This window comes from Blattabacterium cuenoti, assembly GCF_014251755.1.
GTDB lineage: Bacteria > Bacteroidota > Bacteroidia > Flavobacteriales > Blattabacteriaceae > Blattabacterium > Blattabacterium cuenoti_AN.
Genome location: NZ_CP059200.1, coordinates 606,057 through 625,920 on the forward strand (window position 1 = coordinate 606,057; position 19,864 = coordinate 625,920).

The following is a 19,864-nucleotide window of genomic DNA, read 5'->3' on the forward strand; positions in this document are numbered from 1 at the left end:
TATAATTTGAATTTTATTTTCTCACTCTTTCTATATAAGATCTATTTTTTGTATTTATTTTCAAAAATTCTCCTGTTTTGATAAAAAAAGGTACTAATAATCTTGTTCCTGTTTCTAAAAAAACAATTTTATTGTTGTTATTAATAGTATCGCCTTTTTTGACAGGTTCTGTATGAATTACTTTTAAAATAACTGTGGTAGGCATTTTTAAAAATAAAAAAATTCTTTCTTTTTCACTTTTTACATGAAAAAAAATAGGTATTTTCATACCTTCTTTTAAAAATTCTACATTGATGTTATTTATTAATCTTTTCTCTATTTGTATTTGATCATAAGTGCTATCATTCATAAAATGAAATATATCTCTTTTTTTATATAAATACCTATATGAATGAAATTCTATCTTAACCTTTTTTAATTTATGTTTTGATGAAAATTTATTTTCTAAAACATGACCTGTTACTAAATTTTTCAATTTAGTCCTCATAAAGGCATATCCCTTTCCAGGTTTTACATGAAGAAAATCAATAATTTTGAATATTTCTTTATTCCATTGTATATATAAACCTTTTCTGATTTTCATTTGATTTTGAATTAAAATTTTCAGAATTTTTCGTAGTTTTTTACTATTTTGGCTACAACTTCTGCTTCTACTACAAGCTTGTTATTCACATAACCTTTTCCTTTCATGTGAACAATTCCTCTTTTCATAGATTTCAACAAATCAACTTGAAAAATAATGATATCTCCAGGAACTATTTTTTGTTTAAATTTTACTTTGTCTATTTTTAAAAAATAAGTAGAATATAATTCAGGATGACTTAGTTTATTTAACACAAGAATTCCTCCGACTTGTGCCAGAGCTTCTATTTGTAATACTCCTGGCATAATTGGCTCTCTTGGAAAATGTCCTATGAAAAAAAATTCATTCATGGTTACATTTTTAACTCCTACAATACTATTTTCTGTTAAATCTATAATTTTATCTACTAAGAGAAATGGAGGTTTATGAGGCAAAATTTTCATAATGCTTTTTATGTCCAAAATAGGTTTCTTTTTTAAATCAAATTCAGGAATCTCATTTTTTTTAAATGTTTGAATTTTATTCATTAACTCCTTTAAAAATTGCATAATAATATAATTATCTGGATTATAAAAAATGAATTTAGATTCCATTCAAGTTAGAACTCCATATAAAAGAAAATGTTTCTAAATTTCATTAACAAAATCTTTTAAAGAAGACATGGAATCTTCTTTGATTTTACAAAATTTTTTGTATTCTTTGTGAAAGAAAAAAATTTTGTAAAATCAATTTCTTTGTAAAACGGATCTATATGTTTTAAAATCGCATTTTGTGCATAAAAAGAATATTTTCTTTTTTCGCTCTGTTCTATGATTGCCTACTCTTTGGAATTGCTTCTACAAAAAACTTAGAATAATCATAATCTATAAATAGAATAAAAATTCCCATGTTCTAATTTTACGATCACATTATTATGATATCCATATCTGTTAGATAGAGCCGCTAAAATATGTTTTTCTTTATTAGAATATAAAAAGGAATAATGTGTTTTTATACAAGATTTTTTTTTATAATATTATTTATTCTACTAATAACCATAAATCCTATATGGATTGGAGTTGGTTTGAAAGTTATAGTGCCTCTCTTTTTAGTAGTATATAAACCAAATTCTTGTAAAAGAAATCTTTTTTCAATAGTTTTTTTCTTTTTGAGCATATCTAATTAATAAATATTAGAACGAAATTTCTTTTAAAAAAAATTATAAATCATAAAAAAATATCATAATAAAATAAAAACTTTATGTAATTTCTATTTCAGATGTATGATTTGTTATATTATATCATGAGTTTTTCAAAACGTATAATTTTATTTTTCACAGGTTTTACTATTGGAATTCTGATATTACTTTTTTTTTCCTATCAAAAAAGATTTCTGAATCTAAAAAAGAAAAAAATAGGAAAAAAAAAGATGAAAAATATTTTTATAATATTCAAAAAAACAAATATATTGTAAAATATGAAAAGAACTTATCAACCTTCGAATAGAAAAAAAGTTAATGTTCATGGATTCATGAAACGAATGAATACAAAAACAGGTAGGATCATTATATCTAGAAGAAGAAAAAAAGGAAGAAAAAGACTCGCTATCTCCAATTTCAAGAAATAAAATTAATTATAAAATTTGAAAATTTTCTATATCTCCAATTTTAGGAAAACTTTCTCCTTTTTTTCCATAAAATTTCTTTCCTTTTACAATACATTCTTCATAGGCAAAAAAATAGGATAAGTCTCCTATATCTACTATCTTAGTAAAAATAGAAATATTTTTTTTCATTAAATCCCATTTTTCAAAATTCATTAATCCTATGTCTACAAAAAATTTATTTTGATTTTTACGTATTTGAACCTTTCTATATATTTTATCTAATAAAATATTTTTGTTTTCTGGAATATCGAAATAAGATTTATAATTTTTTTCAATATCTACTCCTATAGAAGAAGAAATAAAATAAATTCCCGAAAGGATAGATAATACAGTATATTTTCTAATAATTTTTTTTTGAATGTCTTTGGGATAATTTCCTGATTCAATTAGAATACAAGGATAACCTAATTTTTGTAACCGATCTCCAGTTGCTGTAGGATACAATTCATCAGAAAATCTTCCTATTGATCCAATATCAGGTAAAATTTTATAAATTTCATTTGCAATAAAATTTATAATTTCCATAGATTTTTTTCTACTTATAGAATAAGTATTTTTTTCCATGGATATAGATGGAGATAAAAAAGACAAAATAGCAGGATTAAAATTTTTATGTCCAACATTATAAATGCTTCTTTGATCATGTAAATTAAATAAAATGTTAGGATTATTTTTTTCTATTTCCTGAAATAGAATTTGCATTTCTGGAGATTGTAAACGAATAGCATCTCTATTTAAGTCTATATTTATAGCGTTCCTTCTTTGAAAAATTTCAGCTCCATCAGGATTTAGCATAGGAATAAATAAAAGAGTTAAACTTTTTTTTAAAAATTGAACTAAATCACAATTGTTTCTTATCAAAAAAAAATGAAAAAGTTCAAACATAGATTTAGTACCAGTTGTTTCATTTCCATGCATTTGAGACCATATCAATATTTTCATTTTTCCTATCCCCCATTTGATTTTGAAAATGGTTCTTTTTTCTATAGAAAATCCTATAGGAATAATAGAGCATATATCTTTATACTTATTCATAATTTGTAATAAGTCAGAATATTTGAAAATTTTTGAATCCCCAATCCTACTGTCTTTAAAAAAAGATTCATAACTCTGAAATAGAGATAAAATATCGAAAAACGACATAAAAACTTTAATTTTATTTAAAAAAATTCTACTATTTATATATGATGAATAAAAAAATTGTTGTTATCTTTCAAAAAGATAAAATTAAAAAAATTTCATAATCTAAAATGAAAAATGCTGAAAGAAACAACAGAATGAATCATAATAAAAAAATAAAACGAATTTTTAATATTTATTATGAAAAATTATTTTAAAATAAATTATATAGAATCTATTTTATTAATAGTGGGATTTATTGTTTTAAATTTTTTAAATTTAGTTCTTAGAAAATTATTTATTTCTATTAATTTACCTGAAAGCATGATATTTTCAATATCATATACTCTTCCTTTTATTTTGTTATTTTTTTTTATATCTCATCAAGCTCAGAAAAAAAATTTAATCATAGACTTATCCACAAAATTCTCTTCATGGTACATTTATTTTGTTATTTTTTGCATGATGTTTTGTATGATCATTATCAATGAATATATTTCTTCATTAGTTCCAAGAGAAGGGCCAATACTAGGAAACATGTACAAAGAAATTGAAGAGTTTCTAAAAGAAGAAGTTAAAAATCCAATTCCTTTTTTTTCTACTACAATATTGCTAGCACCTATATGTGAAGAAGTTCTTTTTAGAGGAATTATTTTAAATGGAATGTTAAAAAATAAGATACATCCTATTAAAGCTATTTTATTTTCTTCATTTTTATTCGGATTAACTCATATGAATCCATGGCAATTAGTAGGAGGGATGATTATTGGAAGTTTTATAGGTTTCATTTATTTTATAACTTCTTCTATTATAGACTGTATATTATTACATGTTTTTAATAATGCTTTTGCCATATTCACCATGTTTTTCTTTATAAAAAATGAGGATCCTTTTTTATCAAAAAAAGAGGTAAATACGAATATAGGAATCATATTAATAATAGCTTTTATTATAATAATTAGTGGAAGTATTTTTCTTTTAAAAAAAAAGAAAGAAAAAATACCAAAATAAAATTCAATTTTAAAACAAATACTGACTATATACAACAATATACATAAATCATACAAATTTCTTAAAACAACTTTTCATAATGAAAAAACCTTCATTAACTATTTTGGGATGTCATTCTTCCATACCTACAAACAAATTTTATCCTACAGCTCAAATATTAGAAATGAAAGGTTTTTCCTTTCTCATTGATTGTGGTGAAGGAACACAAGTTCAATTAAAAAAAGCAAAAATAAAATTTAATAAAATCATACATATATTCATATCTCATTTGCATGGAGATCATTTTTTTGGATTGATTGGATTGTTATCTACTTTTCATCTATTAGGTAGAGAAAAATCAATAAGTATTTATGCTCCAAAAGGATTAAAAGAAATCATAAATGTTCATTTTAAATGGTCTTATACTAAACTTAAATATTGTATCGATCATATAGAATTATCATCTAAAAAACTGGAAAAAATCATGGAAAATGAAAAAATAGAAGTTTTTTCCATTCCATTGAAACATAGAATTTATACAAATGGATTTCTTTTTAGAGAAAAACCTAGTAATAAAAGAAAATTAAACATAGAAGAAATTCAAAAAATACCTGATATTAAAATAGCAGATTATCCTAATTTAAAATTAGGAAAAAATTTTAAAACTCATGATGGAAAAATTATTCCTAATTGGAAATTAACATTTGATCCACCCAAAATATTATCTTACGCTTTTTGTTCAGATACTTCCTTTTATTTGCCTATAATTGAACATATAAAATATGTAGATTTATTATATCACGAATCTACCTTCCTAAAAAAAGAAGAAAACAGAGCTATGAATACAGGCCATTCTACAGCCAATCAGGCTGCATATATAGCTAAAAAAGCTCAAGTAAAAAAATTATTGTTAGGACACTATTCCAACAGATTTCCTAATTTTAAAGAATTTGAAAAAGAAGCAAAAAAAATATTCTTGAATGTAGAAGCATCTGAACCTCTCAAAACATATTATTTAGAATAAAAAATCATATTACTAATTTTTTTTAAAGAATAAAAAGAGATAATAGACCCTATTATTAAAATAATACATATAACCATATATGAATCTTTTAGTGTAATTTTCACAGGAAAAGGTATTTTTTTTGCTATTTTAAATATTTTGTATTTTTCTTGTATAAAAGATAAAATATAAGAAAAAAAAAACCCACTTAAACAACCAAAAGTAGTAATCATTAATCCCATATAGAAAAATATCATCTTAATTCTGTACAAAGAAAAACCCATACTCCATAATGAAAAAAGTTCTTTAATTTTATCTAATTGTAAAATATAAATAGCACTAAATAAATTAAATCCAGTAATCAGAGTCATTAATATGAATAAAAAATATATAAATATTTTCTCCGTATTCATAACTTTATAGAAAATATCCTCTCTTTCTACACGTGTTATTATATTGAATTTTGAACCCAATTTCTTTACCAACAGATGTTTCAAATTATACATATTCACATTTTTATGAATTTTGATTTCTAATGTATGAAAAACTTTTTTTTTCATGGTCTTTTGAAGATCATACAAATCACAAAACAAATATTTTCTATCCATTTTAGGACTAAAATGAAAAAATCCTCTTACAGAAACTTTTTTTTTCATAAAAAATGAACTCAAAGTATTTTTTTTATTTTTATGGGAATCAATAATAAACATTTGTAAAGGCATATTCATATTTATTACATGAGATAACATTGGAAAATATGGACCTACATAAGACCATCCTACATATATATTTAAAGAATCCAATCTATTGTTTTTTAAATTAATTTTTTTAAATTTTTTCATTACTTTTCCATATTCTATATCCACTCCTTTTAAAAGAAGGAAATATTCATGGTTATTGTAGTGAAAAAAAACTTTTTTTTCCATAGTCTTAGAAACAGCTCTAATTTCTCGTATAGATTTTATTATTTTTATTACATTATCATCAATAAAAAAATCTTTTTCATTGGAGTAGGAAATCGTAATATCAGGATAATGATTTTGATAAAATTTTTTATTTAAATTTTCTAATCCAGAAAAAACAAATAAAATAGTAGATAAAGAAAATGTAGAGACTCCAATAGATAAAATGGATAAAAAAACAATAATATTAACAAGATTCGTTTTTTTTTTATAAAAAAAATAACGAATAGATATATAAAAAGAAGGATTCAATAACCATTAAATTTTATTATTATACAGATGCACGAAAATCCAATTTGGGAATTTTTTTCACACGATACCTAAGTCTATGAGAAAGCATTTTTCTATAAAATCGAGATTTAGAACGGATAGATTTTAATATATTTTTATCCAAAAAAGGATAAATGCTAATATATACTTTTATTAAATTCATATCAGGAGTAATATATATTTTAATCAAAGTCACTAAAAATTTATTTTTTTTGTTACTATAAAAAATTTCCTTATTAAGAATTTCTGCTATTTCTACAAAAAATATTGAATATAATTTCTTGTTTCTAATCAAGCTTATTTCTTTCATAATTTAGTCAGTTGAATTAAAAACAGTTTTTATTTTTCTACAAATAGTAGTAGTACATGAAAAAAATTACAAAAAATTTGTAATAGGAAAAATAATGTTGTATACTTGCAAAGTTTACAATTTTTTTCGGTCCCATAGCTCAGTCGGTTAGAGCACCTGACTCATAATCAGGAAGTCGCTGGTTCAAATCCAGCTGGGACCATTTTATTTTTGTAACCGGGGAGGGATTCGAACCCACAACTTACAGTTTAGGAAACTGTTGTTCTATCCTAATTGAACTACCCAGTCTTAGTATCTATAATAGAAACAATTGATTTATTTTTTTTTCCTTTTTTAAAAGAAACATAACCATTTTTTAGAGCATATAAAGTATAATCTCTTCCTATCCCTACATTTTTTCCAGGATGATGTTTTGTTCCTATTTGACGAACTATGATATTACCAGAATTCACGTATTGGTTTCCATATATTTTAATTCCCAATCTTCTTCCTATTGAATCTCTTCCATTTCTAGAACTTCCAGAACCTTTTTTATGAGCCATATTATTGTTTTTTTTCTAAAAAAGAAATTATTTTTATTTTTGAAAATAAAGGTCTAAATCCATTTTTAACTTTATATCCTTTTCTTCTTTTTTTCTTTAAAATAAGAATTTTTTTCCCTTTTACATGTTGTAAAATTTCTATTTTAACGCTAACTTCTTCTAAGAAGGGTTTTCCTAAAAAAAATGTTCCTTCTTTAGAAAACAAAAAAATTTGATTTAATAAAATTATTTTTCCTACATTTTCAGAAATATGAGGAACATAAATATACTGATTTTCAATTAGTTTAAATTGTTTATCTTTTATATTAGCAATAGCATATGTCATAAATCAAATAATTTTAATACCTTACTTTAATAATATTTTTTTTGTTTTTAAAATACTTTCAAATAAATAATCTATTTCTTTAAAAGTATTATATACAGAAAAACTGATACGAATCATACCTGAAACTTTAAAAAAATTCATAAGAGGTTGTGCACATAAATGTCCTGTTCTAACCGCAATCCCCAAACGATCTAAAATGCTACCGACATCAAAACAATGTAACTTATATAAATTAAAGGAAATAATACCAGATTTTTTAGAAAAATCCCTATCATCTCCATACAATTGGATTCCATCTATTGAACTTAAACGTTTTACAGCATATATCAACAGTTTTTTTTTGTAAGCTTGAATATTGGATATTCCTATTTCTTTTACAAAATCTATAGCGTTTCCCCACACAATAATTCCTTCTATGTTCGGAGTTCCTGACTCAAATTTAAACGGTATATCTGAGTAAGTTGTTTTATCAAAACTCACATTTTTAATCATTCCCCCTCCAAATTGATGAGGATATAATTTTTCTAATATTTTTTTTTTCCCATATAATATACCAATACCAGTAGGTCCATACATTTTATGAGCAGAAAACACATAAAAATCAACATTTAAATTTTGTACATCTAAATCTAAATTAGAAGGAACTTGAGCTCCATCAATCAAAACTAAAGCTCCATATTCATGAGCTTTTTTAATAATATCTTGAACAGGATTAATTATACCTAAAACATTAGATATATGACTAATAGATACTATTTTTGTTTTTTCTGAAATTAAAAATTCAAAATCTGTTAATTTTAACAAACCATTTTCATAAATGGATATTATTTTTAAAATGGCACCTTTTTTTTTACAAAGAACCTGCCATGGAACAATATTTGAATGATGTTCAATACAAGAAATAATAATTTCATCTCCTTGTTTTATAAAATCGTCTATACTAGAAGCAACCAAATTAATAGATTCTGTAGTTCCTTTTGTAAATATAATTTCCGATGAATGTTTGGCGTGAATAAATTTTTGAATTTTTTTTCTAACATTCTCAACATATAGAGTTGCTTTATGACTAAGATAATGCACCCCTCTATGAACATTAGAATTCATAGTAGAGTAATAATTTTGGGTAGCTTGAATTACCTTTAAGGGTTTTTGGGTTGTTGCCGCATTATCCATATAAATTAAAGGATTAGAATATATTCTTTCTTTTAAAATAGGAAATTGATTTCTTATTTTTTGTATTTCGTTTTCTGAAAACATATATTATTTTATAAATGTTTATTTAATTTTTTCTTCATTTTTTTATATATCAATTTTTTCAATTCAAAAATATGAATAGAGATCAACATATCCTCTAAAAAAGAGAATAATAATAACATTTTAGCTTTTTTTTCAGGGATTCCTCTTGATTGAAGATAAAATAACTCAGATTCTTGTATGTTCCCTACGGTACAACCATGCGAACACTTTACAGATTCAGAATAAATTTCTAATTGAGGTTTGGCATATATACACGCTTCATTAGAAAGAAGAATATTATGATTTTTTTGGAAGGCATTTATTTCTTTTATTAATTCATTAATAATTATTTTTCCATTAAAAATTCCTTTAGATTTTTCACATAAAATATTTTTATATAATTGAAAACTATAAGCATTTGAACATAAATGATCTATCAAAGTATGATGATCTACAAATTGTTTTCCTGATAAAAGAGAAATTCCATATAAATAGGAATATGTTTTTTCTCCGCTGGAATAAAACTTTAAATTATTTCTTATAAAATTTCCTTGAAGAGAAAAAGTATAAATGGTACATTTGCTATTTTTCTTTTGTTTAAAAGATGTATTATCTATTACAGTAGTTTTTACTAAATCATCTTGTACTTTATAGTAGTCAATTATACTATGATTCATAGCATAAATTTCGCTCACAGAATTTATAAAAGCTAAATGCTTTTTTAAACATTTGTAATGTTCTATAATTCTCACATAGGAATGTTCTCCCACTACAATCAAATTTCTGTTATTCAACATAATATTGGATTTCATTCCTGTAGAAATATGCAATATCTCTATGGGAGATTCTAAAATAACATTATTAGGAATATAAACATATGCTCCATCTTTTAACAAAAGAGTATTTAAAGTATAAAATGCATCATATTGATATGATAGTTTTCCATAATAGTTTTTAATTTCATTTTCTTGGATAGAGAATATATTTGACAAAATAATATTTCTTACATGTTGTGTATAAGAAAGATGAGGATTATATTTTCCATCTATAAAAATCAAGATTAAAGATTTTTCTTTTTTTAGAAAAGTTAATTTTTTTATTTTGTGATGTTCTATATTTTCTATTTTTACATTTTCAGAAACAATATTATAATCCTGATTAATAATTGAGTCAATATCTGTATTTCTCCATTCCTCATTTGTAGTAGAAGGAAATCCTTTTTTATGGAAAACATCAAAATGTTTTCGTTTTAAAAAAGACATATAAGAGTCTTTTTTTTCGTCAGAAAAAAATTTATTAATTAATAAAGCTATTTTTTCTTTTAACTGCATTTAATTAATTATAAATAAAGTTAAACAAAACAATTAATTTTTTTTATATTTTATTTTTCACTATCCAATCATATCCTTCTCTTTCTAATTTTTCAGCTAATTTTTGATCTCCTGACTGAATAATTTTTCCATTATATAAAATATGTATAATATAGTCTGAATAAATGTAGTCTAATAATCTTTTGTAATGAGTAATAATTAAAATAGAATTGTTTTTATTTCTAAAATCGTTAATGCCTTGAGCAACTACACGCAATGCATCTATGTCTAAACCTGAATCAACTTCATCTAATACAGATAATAAAGGATCTAACATCATCATTTGAAATATTTCATTACGTTTTTTTTCTCCTCCAGAAAAACCTTCATTTAAAGAACGATAAAAAAAACGTTTTTCAATATTTAATAAAGAAGATTTTTCTTTTATTTTTGATAAAAGATCTTTAGAAGACATTTTTTTTATATTTCGTGCTTCACGAATAGAATCAACCGCTGTTTTAATAAAATTAAAAATGGATACTCCTGGTATTTCTATTGGATGTTGAAAAGATAGAAAAATCCCCAAATGGGCCCGTTCTTCTGGTGAAAAATTTTTTAAATTTTTATTCAAAAAATAAATGTCTCCTTCATTGATTTTATACTCTTTTTTACCTGCTATTATAGAAGCAAGAGTACTTTTTCCAGAACCATTAGGGCCCATAATAACATGACTTTCTCCTGTATTGATTTTTAAATTAATTCCTCTAAGAACTTTTTTATTTTCTATAGAAACATGTAAATTTTCTATATTTAACATAAATTTTTATTGTTATCCAACAGATCCTTCCAAAGAAATTTCCAAAAGTTTTTTAGCTTCTACTGCAAATTCCATGGGAAGTTTTTTCAAAACCTCATTACTAAAACCATGAACAATTAAAGAAATCGCTTTTTCTATATCGATCCCTCTTTGATTACAGTAAAAAATTTGGTTCTCTCCAATTTTTGAAGTTGTAGCTTCATGTTCTACTTTAGAATTCGAATTATATACATGAATATATGGAAACGTATGAGCTCCACATTGGTTTCCAATTAACAGAGAATCACATTGAGAAAAATTACGAGAATGAATCGCTTGAGAAGTGATTTTCACTAATCCTCTATAATTATTTTGAGCTTTTCCTGCGGATATTCCTTTTGATATAATAACACTTTTAGTATGTTTTCCTATGTGAATCATTTTAGTTCCCGTATCTGCTTGTTGAAAATCTTTAGTTAAAGCTAAGGAATAAAATTGACCCATGGAAAAATCTCCTTTTAGAATACAAGATGGATATTTCCAGGTAATAGAAGACCCTGTCTCCACTTGTATCCAAGATATTTTTGCTCCTTTTTCACATAAACCACGTTTTGTAACAAAATTAAAAACTCCTCCTTCCCCTTTTTTATTTCCAGGAAACCAATTTTGAACGGTAGAATATTTAATTTCAGCATTTTCCAAGGCTATAATTTCTACTACAGCTGCATGTAATTGATTTTCTTTTCTTTGTGGAGCCGTACATCCTTCTAAATAACTCACATAGGAATCTTTATCTGCAATAATTAAGGTTCTTTCAAATTGACCAGTTTTATTTTCGTTAATACGAAAATATGTAGATAACTCCATAGGACAACGGATTCCTTTTGGGATATAACAAAAAGAACCATCTGAAAATACAGCTGAATTTAAAGCGGCATAAAAATTATCTTTTTTTGAAACAACTGAACCTAAATATTGTTTTATAATATTTGGATATTTTTTCAAAGCATCGTTGATAGAACAAAATATAATGCCTTTATCTTTTAATTTTTTCTGAAATGTAGTCATTAAAGAAACAGAGTCTAATACTATATCTGTAGCCACGTTTGAAAGACTTTTTTGCTCTTCTATAGGAATCCCTAATTTATTAAACGTATCTATTAATTCTGGATCTATTTTTTCATGATTTAAGTCTACTTTTTTTTTTGGAGCAGAATAATAACTTATTTGTTGAAAATCTGGAATTTTGTATTTTATATTTGCCCATATTGGTGGATTCATTTTTTTCCATATATGATAAGATTCTAACCTCCAATCCAACATCCATGTGGGTTCCTTTTTTTTTTCTGTTATTTTACGAATGACTTCTTCATTTAATCCCACTGGGATTTTATCTGATTCTATTGGAGTATAAAATCCATATTTGTATTCGGATTCATAAAAATTTTCCAGTATTTTATTATTTTTTTTCATGATGATGAAAAACTTTTTCCGCAACCACAAGTATGTTTTGCTTTAGGATTATTAAAATAAAAACCTTTTCCGTTTAGTCCATCTGAATATTCTAATGTTATTCCTTCTAAATAAGAAATACTGTTTTGATTTACCAATATTTTCATTTCTTTGTGTTGAAAAAGCCTATCTCCTTTTTGTTTTTTTTGATCAAAAGTAAGTTCATAAGACAGACCTGAACATCCACCAGTTTTAACTCCAAATCTAATAAATGAAACATGATGAGAAAGTCCTTCTTTTTTCATAATAGAAATCAATTTATTTTTCGCTTCTTCTGATATAAAAACCATAATATTTATACAATTTTAATTAATTACACAGGATAAATATAATTGTTTTGCATAATTAAATATTAATTCATAATCCAAGTAATTTTTGTTACTCCTTCTTTTATTCCCCATTTTTTTGACATACCAGCATTAATTTCTAAAATATATTTTATAGGTGAATCTAAATTCATATTTTCTATATTTTTCATAGGATTTACGTATTTGTTCACAAAAACAACAGTATCAAATTGATTAATATATACAATATCTAAAGATATTCGCATATCCTTCATGTCTATTTTCTTATACTCTTCTTTATTTTTCAAAATAAATAACATTCCTCTACTTTCTTTTAGAAAAGACCTATATTTCAATCCATTTTTTTTTTCTATATCTAGATCTGCTAACTCTATATCTATTTTTTTTATGACATTATTATTATTTTTTAAATATAGTACTCCATCTTTAATAAATTCTATTTCTAGTAGACTTCCGATATCCAAAAACATATCAGAATTATTGTCATAAATTCTTTCAGAAGAATTTATAAAAAAACACATAAACATAATGATTAAAGGAAAAAGAATATTGATTTTTTTCATTATGAAAAAAAATATTTTTTAATTCTTGAACAATTGAGAAGAAACAATCCCAATATAATAAAAGGAATACTGAGCCATTGTCCGGTATTCATAGATAAAAAACTAATAAATTCTCCTCCTTGAGGTTCTTTCAAAAATTCGATTAAAAAACGTATAGACCAAAGCGAAATAAAAAAAAAACCGGATAAAAATCCATCATAATTTTTTCTTTTTATTGTATATAAAGACCAAAGTAATAAGAAAACTGAAAGATAACCAATAGATTCATAAATTTGTGCAGGATGTCTAGGTACTATACTCCCATATTCCGTATCCATTTTTATAAATTTTACTGCCCAAGGCAATGTTTCACTGCATGGTTTTCCTACTATTTCAGAATTAAAAAAATTTCCTATTCTAATAAAAACAGCAGATATTGATATGGGAATACACAATCTATCACATAACCAAATAAAAGATTTTTTTTTCAGAATTATTTTACAATAAAATAGATTAGATAAAATAATACCTATGGTAGCCCCATGACTAGATAAACCTCTATAACCAACGAATTCATACCCTTTTATAAATCCTAACAAAAAGGTTTGATTGTTTTCTTTTATAGGGAAAAAGGCTTCAATCCAATGATCTGAAAAATACGAAAAATCATAAAATAAAACCTGACCTAATCTTGCCCCTATAAGAGTTCCAAAAAAAGTACAAATAAATAAAGGATCTAAATATTTTTTATGTATATTATCATTTTGATAGATATATTTCATGATATACCATCCTAATGAAAAAGAAATCACAAACATTAGACTATAAATATGAATAAAAAAACCTTTCCACAAAGGAATTTTTTGAACAGGGTCCCAATTAATAATAATATATTCTAATGGTTTCATGTTTTATTGTTCATTAAATGGATTTTTTTGAATAGGATACCAATCAGATGGTCCCCAAGGATTACATTTAATGATTCTGATTATACTTATGAAAAGAGCTTTAAACAGATTCCATTTTTTTAATGACAAAATCATATAGTTTGAACAAGTTGGAATAAATCTACAATTATTTCCTATCCATGGAGATATCCCTATTTGATATAATGTTACAATTTTTATGAATAAAATTTTTATAATTTTCATTTCATTTATTTTGTTGGTTTTTAATAAAATTTAAAGAAGAACCCGCTTTAAACCATTGAATTTGCTTTTCATTATAAGAATGATGAGCGATGATTGTTTCTTTATATCCATTTTTATGAATTAATTCTATTTCTATATTTTTATTAGGACATATTTTTTTGATGTAAAAATGAAATATGTCTTCTTCTTGTATTTTGTAATAATCATCAGGATTTAAAAAAGTTAAAGCCAAAATTCCTTGTTTTTTCAAATTAGTTTCGTGTATTCTAGAAAAAGATTTCACAAGAACGACACAAACTCCTAAAAAACGAGGTTCCATAGCTGCATGTTCTCTTGAAGATCCTTCTCCATAATTTTCCTCTCCTACAATCAAGGTAAGTATATTTTTTGAGTGATAAAATTTAGAAATTTCATAAACGGGTCCATAACTACCCGTTATAATATTTTTGATTTTATTTTTTTCTTGATTAAAAGCATTTACAGCTCCCATTAATAAATTTTTAGAAATCATCTCAAGATGACCTCTGTATTTTAACCAGGGCCCCGCCATTGAAATATGATCTGTAGTACATTTTCCTTCAATTTTGATTAAAAGTCTAACATTGAGAAAATCATTTCCATTCCATGGAAAAAATGGGGATAAAACTTGTAACCTTTTAGAATTTTTTTTTATAATTACAGATAGTTTTTTTTTATTTTCTTTTTTTGAAAAACTTTCATATCCTAATTTTTCTATATTAAAATTCATTGTAGGAGTTTCCATTGATTTAGGTTCTTCAAATTTTACATACTCATTCATTTCATTTTTTAACATATCTTTTCTAGGATCAAAAGTCAAATTTCCAGAAAAAGCTAAGGCAGTTACAATTTCTGGAGAAGCGATAAAAGCATGTGTTTTTGGGTTTCCATCATTACGAGATGAAAAATTCCTATTAAAAGTATGAATAATTGTATTTTTCACATTTTTTTTATTTCCTTTTCTTACCCATTGTCCAATACAAGGCCCACAAGCATTAGAAAAAATTTTAGCTCCAATTTCTTTAAAAAGAGATAAAAAACCTTTCTCTTTCATGAGAGAATAAATTTTATTGGATCCTGGTGATACCATATATTCTGAATGGATTTTCAATTTTTTCTTTTTGGCTTGTTGAATTATGGATATTGCCTTTGAAAAATCTTCATAAGAAGAATTTGTGCATGAACCAATTAATCCTACCTCAATTTTGGTTTTCCAATTATTTTTAGCAGCCTCCTCTTTCATTTTAGAAATAGGAGTCGCTTTGTCTGGAGTAAAAGGTCCATTGATATGGGGCTCTAAAATATTTAAATCTATTTTTATTACTTTATCATAGTAATGACATGGTTTTTGATAAACTTCTGGATCTGCTTTTAAAAAATCCTTGATTTTTTCTATCATTACAGATACCTGATTCCTTCCATTTGTATTCAAAAAATCTTTCATCTTATCATCATAAGGAAATAAAGATGACGTAGCACCTATTTCTGCTCCCATATTACAGATTGTTGCTTTTCCAACACAAGAAATACTATCAATTCCTTCTCCAAAATATTCAATAATATGATTTTTAGCTCCTGAAACTCCAATCATTCCAGACAATTTTAAAATTACATCTTTAGGAGAAGTCCAACCATTAATCTTTCCGATTAAATGGACTCCAAGTATTTTAGGAAATTGTAATTCTAAAAGCGATCCAGACATCACTTCAGCTGCATCAGCCCCTCCAACTCCTATCGCCAGCATCCCTAATCCTCCTGCATTAGGAGTATGAGAATCGGTTCCTATAATCAACCCTCCAGGAAATGCATAATTTTCTAGAATAATCTGATGAATAATTCCTGATCCAGGTTTCCAAAAATCTATTCTATATTTATGAGAGGCAGATTTCAAAAAATTATAAATCTCTTCATTTTTTTCTATAGCATTTCTTAAATCTAAATCTGAACCATATTGAGCCGATATGAGATGATCACAATGAATCGATGTCGGAATACACGTCTTGCATTTTTTAGTTTGCATAAATTGAAGCAAAGTCATTTGAGCTGTCGCATCTTGCATGATAATACGATCAGGTAATAAATCCATGTAATATTTATTTCTTAAATTCTTCTTCTTAAAAGAAGATTCTAACTCTTTTATTTCATCAACTAAATGAGAGTATAGAATTTTTTCCGAATAAGTCATAGGTTGATTTCTCACATTCCTAATTTTTTCAATTTTATACGAAAAATTTGTATAAAAATTTCGAATTCTATCAAGATCGAAGATCATAAATTTTTCTTTTGAAAAGAATATACATAAATTATGTTTCGTTTAAAAAAACATTAATTTTTTCGTAAAAGTCTATGGGGTTGTCTATGTGGATCCAATGATCAGATTTTTTTACAGTCCAAATTTTAGATCGGGGAAACAACTTTTGTATATCATTATGATCTTTATCAAGAATATAATTTGAATACTCTCCTCGCAAAAATAATGTAGAACCATGATATGAACCATTTTTTATTTTTTTAATTAAAGAATCATAATTTTTTTCAATGTTCAATAAAGAAAAATGGAAACATAGTTTTCCATTCTTTTGTTTTTGTGTACATTTAGAAAAAAAGGATCTAATCTTTAGATCAAAAATCCATTTTTTTAAAAAATGATCAAGATCTTTTCTAGTGTGAATAATATTGAAATCCACTTTTTTTAAAAAGTGGATTAATTTTTTTTGATTGAAATCTATGTAATCCTTAGGACTGATATCCAAAATTATAATTTTTTTTGGAATCGTAGGATACTTTATAGAAAACTTCATCACGGCTCTTCCTCCTATAGAATGTCCCAATAATATAGGATGATTCAATTCATAATAATAGACATATTTTAATATATCTTTTGATATAATATCGTAATTCATTTTTTCGGAAACGAAACTTTTTCCATGATTTCTCATATCCAATAGATGAATTTGATAATTGTTTTCAAATTTTTTAGCAAAAGAAATCCAATTTTCTCCATTTCCAAACAATCCATGAAAAACTAAAATAGGATAACCTGATCCGTATATTCTAGAATGCAGTATCATTTTCTTTTTATATTTTTTCTACTTTACGAAGTATTTTCAAATAACTTTGTATTGTATTTTTTAGTCCCATATATATAGATTCGATAATTAAAGCATGTCCAATTGATACCTCTGATAGATTTGGTATTTTTTCAATTAAAAAAGAAATATTATTTAAATTTAAATCATGTCCAGCATTAATTGACATATGATGACTCACCACAATTTTCGATGTATTAACATATGGATCAATGCAATTCCATTTTTTATTTGCATATCCTATGGAAAAAGGTCCAGTATATAATTCTATCCTATCTGCTCCCGTTTTAGATGCATATGAAACCAATTCTGGTTTTGGATCTAAAAAAATAGAAGTTCGAATTCCATAATCTTTTAATGTTTTAATTTTATCAGTCAAAAAATCTTGATATAAAAACGTATTCCATCCAAAACTTGATGTTATTGCCTCTTCAGAATCAGGAACTAAAGTTACTTGTGTTGGTTTCACATCTAATACTAGTTTCATAAATTTTTCAGTAGGATTTCCTTCAACGTTCAATTCTGTTGAAATGACAGAACGGATGTCATACACATCTTTATATGTAATATGTCTTTCATCAGGACGTGGATGTATAGTAATCCCATGACATCCAAATTTCTGAACATCTATTGCGACTTGAACAACATTGGGTATATTCCCTCCTCTTGCATTTCTTAACAGAGCTATCTTATTTAAATTAACACTTAACCTTACCATTTTTTTACAACTTCTTTTTTAGTAACTTGTGTTACTTCTAAATCGAATTCTTTAGCCGCTGTTAATAAATGATCGAAAACGCTAGCTTGTATCTGTTCGTATTTAATAGAGACAGAAGTATTTGTAAAACAATATAATTCTACGGGTAATCCATAAGGAGTAGGTTCTAAATGTCTAATCATCAAAGTTTCTGATTGTGATATTTTTGGATGTTGTGATAAATATTCCAATGCATATTGACGAAAAAGACCAATATTTGTTAATTTTCTTCCATTAAGATTATTGATATTTATATCAATATTTCTTTTTTTATTAAAAAGATTTATTTCTTCTTGTTTTTTTTGTATATAACTTTTTATTAAATAAACATGTTGAAATTTTTTTAATTTACATGAATTACAAAAATGAAAAGATTGAATATTGAATAAAATAGATCTTTTAATTCTACGTATATTTTTTTGACGCATAAATTCAAAATTCGTAACAGCTGTGGAAATTAAATCATAAGTGGGGACACTAGTAATAGTTTTATCAAAATTTTCTATTTTTGCGGAAGTTAAATTAATTTCAATCACCGTTCCTTCTATATTGTATTTAGGAATTCGAATCCAATCTCCCACTTTTATCATTTTTGTAGAAGCCATTTGTACTCCTGAAACAAATCCCAGTATGGTATCTCTAAATACCAATATCACAAAAGCCGTTATAGCTCCTAAACTCGTCAAAACAGTAATTAGATCATTCTTTGTAAGAATAGCAATAATAACCAAAATACAAAATATTATGGATATAATTTTCAATAATTGTGAAAAAGAGCGTACTGCTATGGTTTGATGATTATTTTCACTTGTAGCTATTCTCATAATAGAATTCACTACTCGAATTAAAAATTGTAAAACAATTAGAACGAATAATATATCAAATATTTTTTCTAAATAAATGATAATCGTATGATATTCATTAAAAAATGGTTTAATTAATATTAAACCAATAGATAATGGAAAAAAATGAGATAAACTATCAAAAACTTTATTTTCATATAAAATGTTATCCCAAGAAAAATGAGTAGAATTTACTATTTTTCTAACTATAAAACGAACACCTCTATTAAAAATAAATTCTAAAATTATTAGAATAATAGTGAAAAATAAAATTTTACCGATTATAATAAGAGTTATAGTTCCCCATCTTTTTAAATCTAAATTATGTACAATATCATAGATTCCTTTGAATTTTAAAATCATTATTTCTATTTTTTCGATAAACATTTGATAACACATAAGCCAAAATTCCTTACTAACTATATAAAAAATTGAATAATTAACTGTATTTTGATTTATTTTCAATAAATTATTTATGTTTTGTAGATTAAATAATATAATAGATATTGAGAAGAAAGATAAAATTTTGACTCAATTTTTTAAAATTTTAAATTT

General features: G+C 24.8%; 22 protein-coding genes and 2 tRNA genes. 4 read left to right on the forward strand and 20 right to left on the reverse strand.

Annotated elements, in window-relative coordinates; translation table 11 throughout:
* Positions 1–13 precede the first annotated feature (13 nt).
* Positions 14–583, reverse strand: a complete 570-nt coding sequence (locus H0H57_RS02950) for an elongation factor P (RefSeq protein WP_185863789.1) — start codon at positions 581–583, stop codon at positions 14–16.
* 20 nt (positions 584–603) lie between these two features.
* A complete protein-coding gene (gene fabZ, locus H0H57_RS02955; protein ID WP_238784316.1) occupies positions 604–1,131 on the reverse strand; it encodes a 3-hydroxyacyl-ACP dehydratase FabZ in 528 nt (175 codons plus the stop codon).
* A gap of 907 nt (positions 1,132–2,038) precedes the next feature.
* Here fabZ and rpmH point away from each other — a divergent pair.
* Complete coding sequence (gene rpmH, locus H0H57_RS02960; RefSeq protein ID WP_185863790.1) at positions 2,039–2,188, forward strand: 50S ribosomal protein L34; 150 nt, start codon at positions 2,039–2,041, stop codon at positions 2,186–2,188.
* Positions 2,189–2,194: 6 nt separating this feature from the next.
* Here rpmH and H0H57_RS02965 read toward each other — a convergent pair whose 3' ends face one another.
* Complete coding sequence (locus H0H57_RS02965) at positions 2,195–3,262, reverse strand: M14 family zinc carboxypeptidase (protein ID WP_238784317.1); 1,068 nt, start codon at positions 3,260–3,262, stop codon at positions 2,195–2,197.
* Positions 3,263–3,547: 285 nt separating this feature from the next.
* On the opposite strand from H0H57_RS02965, the gene H0H57_RS02970 reads away from it, so the two are divergent.
* Both H0H57_RS02970 and H0H57_RS02975 read left to right on the forward strand, forming a co-directional pair.
* Positions 3,548–4,357, forward strand: coding sequence for a CPBP family glutamic-type intramembrane protease (locus H0H57_RS02970; RefSeq protein ID WP_185863792.1), 810 nt, complete (start codon positions 3,548–3,550; stop codon positions 4,355–4,357).
* Between the two features lie 79 nt (positions 4,358–4,436).
* A complete protein-coding gene (locus H0H57_RS02975; RefSeq protein WP_185863793.1) occupies positions 4,437–5,360 on the forward strand; it encodes a ribonuclease Z in 924 nt (307 codons plus the stop codon).
* On the opposite strand, the gene H0H57_RS02980 is transcribed toward H0H57_RS02975, so the two are convergent.
* Together H0H57_RS02980 and H0H57_RS02985 are read right to left on the reverse strand one after the other, a co-directional pair.
* The gene (locus tag H0H57_RS02980; RefSeq protein WP_185863794.1) at positions 5,348–6,553 is read right to left on the reverse strand and encodes an ABC transporter permease; all 1,206 of its coding nucleotides are present in this window, start codon (positions 6,551–6,553) and stop codon (positions 5,348–5,350) included. The two genes, H0H57_RS02975 and H0H57_RS02980, sit on opposite strands and share 13 nt — an antisense overlap.
* 19 nt (positions 6,554–6,572) lie before the next feature.
* Positions 6,573–6,881: a ribosome-binding factor A gene (locus H0H57_RS02985; RefSeq protein WP_185863795.1), complete on the reverse strand. Its 309-nt coding sequence runs from the start codon at positions 6,879–6,881 to the stop codon at positions 6,573–6,575.
* 128 nt (positions 6,882–7,009) lie between these two features.
* On the opposite strand from H0H57_RS02985, the gene H0H57_RS02990 reads away from it, so the two are divergent.
* Positions 7,010–7,083, forward strand: a tRNA-Ile gene (locus H0H57_RS02990).
* Between the two features lie 11 nt (positions 7,084–7,094).
* On the opposite strand, the gene H0H57_RS02995 is transcribed toward H0H57_RS02990, so the two are convergent.
* The 15 genes from H0H57_RS02995 to H0H57_RS03065 all read right to left on the reverse strand — a co-directional run bounded on the left by H0H57_RS02995 (position 7,095) and on the right by H0H57_RS03065 (position 19,696).
* A tRNA-Arg gene (locus tag H0H57_RS02995) sits at positions 7,095–7,169 on the reverse strand.
* A complete protein-coding gene (rpmA, locus tag H0H57_RS03000) occupies positions 7,160–7,423 on the reverse strand; it encodes a 50S ribosomal protein L27 (RefSeq protein WP_185863796.1) in 264 nt (87 codons plus the stop codon). Before rpmA ends, H0H57_RS02995 begins: the two co-directional genes overlap by 10 nt.
* 1 nt (position 7,424) lies before the next feature.
* Positions 7,425–7,748 carry a 50S ribosomal protein L21 gene (gene rplU / locus H0H57_RS03005; RefSeq protein ID WP_185863797.1) on the reverse strand — a complete coding sequence of 108 codons (324 nt, stop codon included), beginning with the start codon at positions 7,746–7,748 and terminating at the stop codon, positions 7,425–7,427.
* Between the two features lie 21 nt (positions 7,749–7,769).
* Positions 7,770–9,005 carry an aminotransferase class V-fold PLP-dependent enzyme gene (locus H0H57_RS03010; protein ID WP_185863798.1) on the reverse strand — a complete coding sequence of 412 codons (1,236 nt, stop codon included), beginning with the start codon at positions 9,003–9,005 and terminating at the stop codon, positions 7,770–7,772.
* A gap of 8 nt (positions 9,006–9,013) precedes the next feature.
* Complete coding sequence (gene sufD, locus H0H57_RS03015; RefSeq protein WP_185863799.1) at positions 9,014–10,315, reverse strand: Fe-S cluster assembly protein SufD; 1,302 nt, start codon at positions 10,313–10,315, stop codon at positions 9,014–9,016.
* A 43-nt stretch (positions 10,316–10,358) separates the two neighbouring features.
* Positions 10,359–11,111 (reverse strand): Fe-S cluster assembly ATPase SufC, encoded by a 753-nt coding sequence (gene sufC, locus H0H57_RS03020; RefSeq protein WP_185863800.1) that lies wholly within the window; start codon positions 11,109–11,111, stop codon positions 10,359–10,361.
* Positions 11,112–11,123: 12 nt separating this feature from the next.
* Positions 11,124–12,563: a Fe-S cluster assembly protein SufB gene (gene sufB, locus H0H57_RS03025; protein WP_185863801.1), complete on the reverse strand. Its 1,440-nt coding sequence runs from the start codon at positions 12,561–12,563 to the stop codon at positions 11,124–11,126.
* A complete protein-coding gene (locus H0H57_RS03030; protein WP_185863802.1) occupies positions 12,560–12,892 on the reverse strand; it encodes a HesB/IscA family protein in 333 nt (110 codons plus the stop codon). Before H0H57_RS03030 ends, sufB begins: the two co-directional genes overlap by 4 nt.
* Positions 12,893–12,954: 62 nt before the next feature.
* On the reverse strand, positions 12,955–13,473 hold the full coding sequence (locus H0H57_RS03035; protein WP_185863803.1) for a DUF192 domain-containing protein: 519 nt from the start codon (positions 13,471–13,473) through the stop codon (positions 12,955–12,957).
* Positions 13,473–14,360, reverse strand: coding sequence for a prolipoprotein diacylglyceryl transferase (gene lgt, locus H0H57_RS03040; protein WP_185863804.1), 888 nt, complete (start codon positions 14,358–14,360; stop codon positions 13,473–13,475). Before lgt ends, H0H57_RS03035 begins: the two co-directional genes overlap by 1 nt.
* 3 nt (positions 14,361–14,363) lie before the next feature.
* Entirely contained in the window at positions 14,364–14,603 is a 240-nt protein-coding gene (gene yidD, locus H0H57_RS03045; RefSeq protein ID WP_185863805.1) for a membrane protein insertion efficiency factor YidD, read from the reverse strand.
* Between the two features lies 1 nt (position 14,604).
* Positions 14,605–16,893, reverse strand: a complete 2,289-nt coding sequence (locus H0H57_RS03050) for an aconitate hydratase (RefSeq protein ID WP_185863806.1) — start codon at positions 16,891–16,893, stop codon at positions 14,605–14,607.
* A gap of 31 nt (positions 16,894–16,924) precedes the next feature.
* Positions 16,925–17,692 (reverse strand): alpha/beta fold hydrolase, encoded by a 768-nt coding sequence (locus H0H57_RS03055; protein WP_185863807.1) that lies wholly within the window; start codon positions 17,690–17,692, stop codon positions 16,925–16,927.
* A 7-nt stretch (positions 17,693–17,699) separates the two neighbouring features.
* Positions 17,700–18,428: a pyridoxine 5'-phosphate synthase gene (locus tag H0H57_RS03060; protein WP_185863808.1), complete on the reverse strand. Its 729-nt coding sequence runs from the start codon at positions 18,426–18,428 to the stop codon at positions 17,700–17,702.
* Positions 18,422–19,696 (reverse strand): mechanosensitive ion channel family protein, encoded by a 1,275-nt coding sequence (locus tag H0H57_RS03065; RefSeq protein ID WP_185863809.1) that lies wholly within the window; start codon positions 19,694–19,696, stop codon positions 18,422–18,424. The genes H0H57_RS03060 and H0H57_RS03065 overlap by 7 nt, the downstream gene beginning before the upstream one ends.
* Positions 19,697–19,864 lie beyond the last annotated feature (168 nt).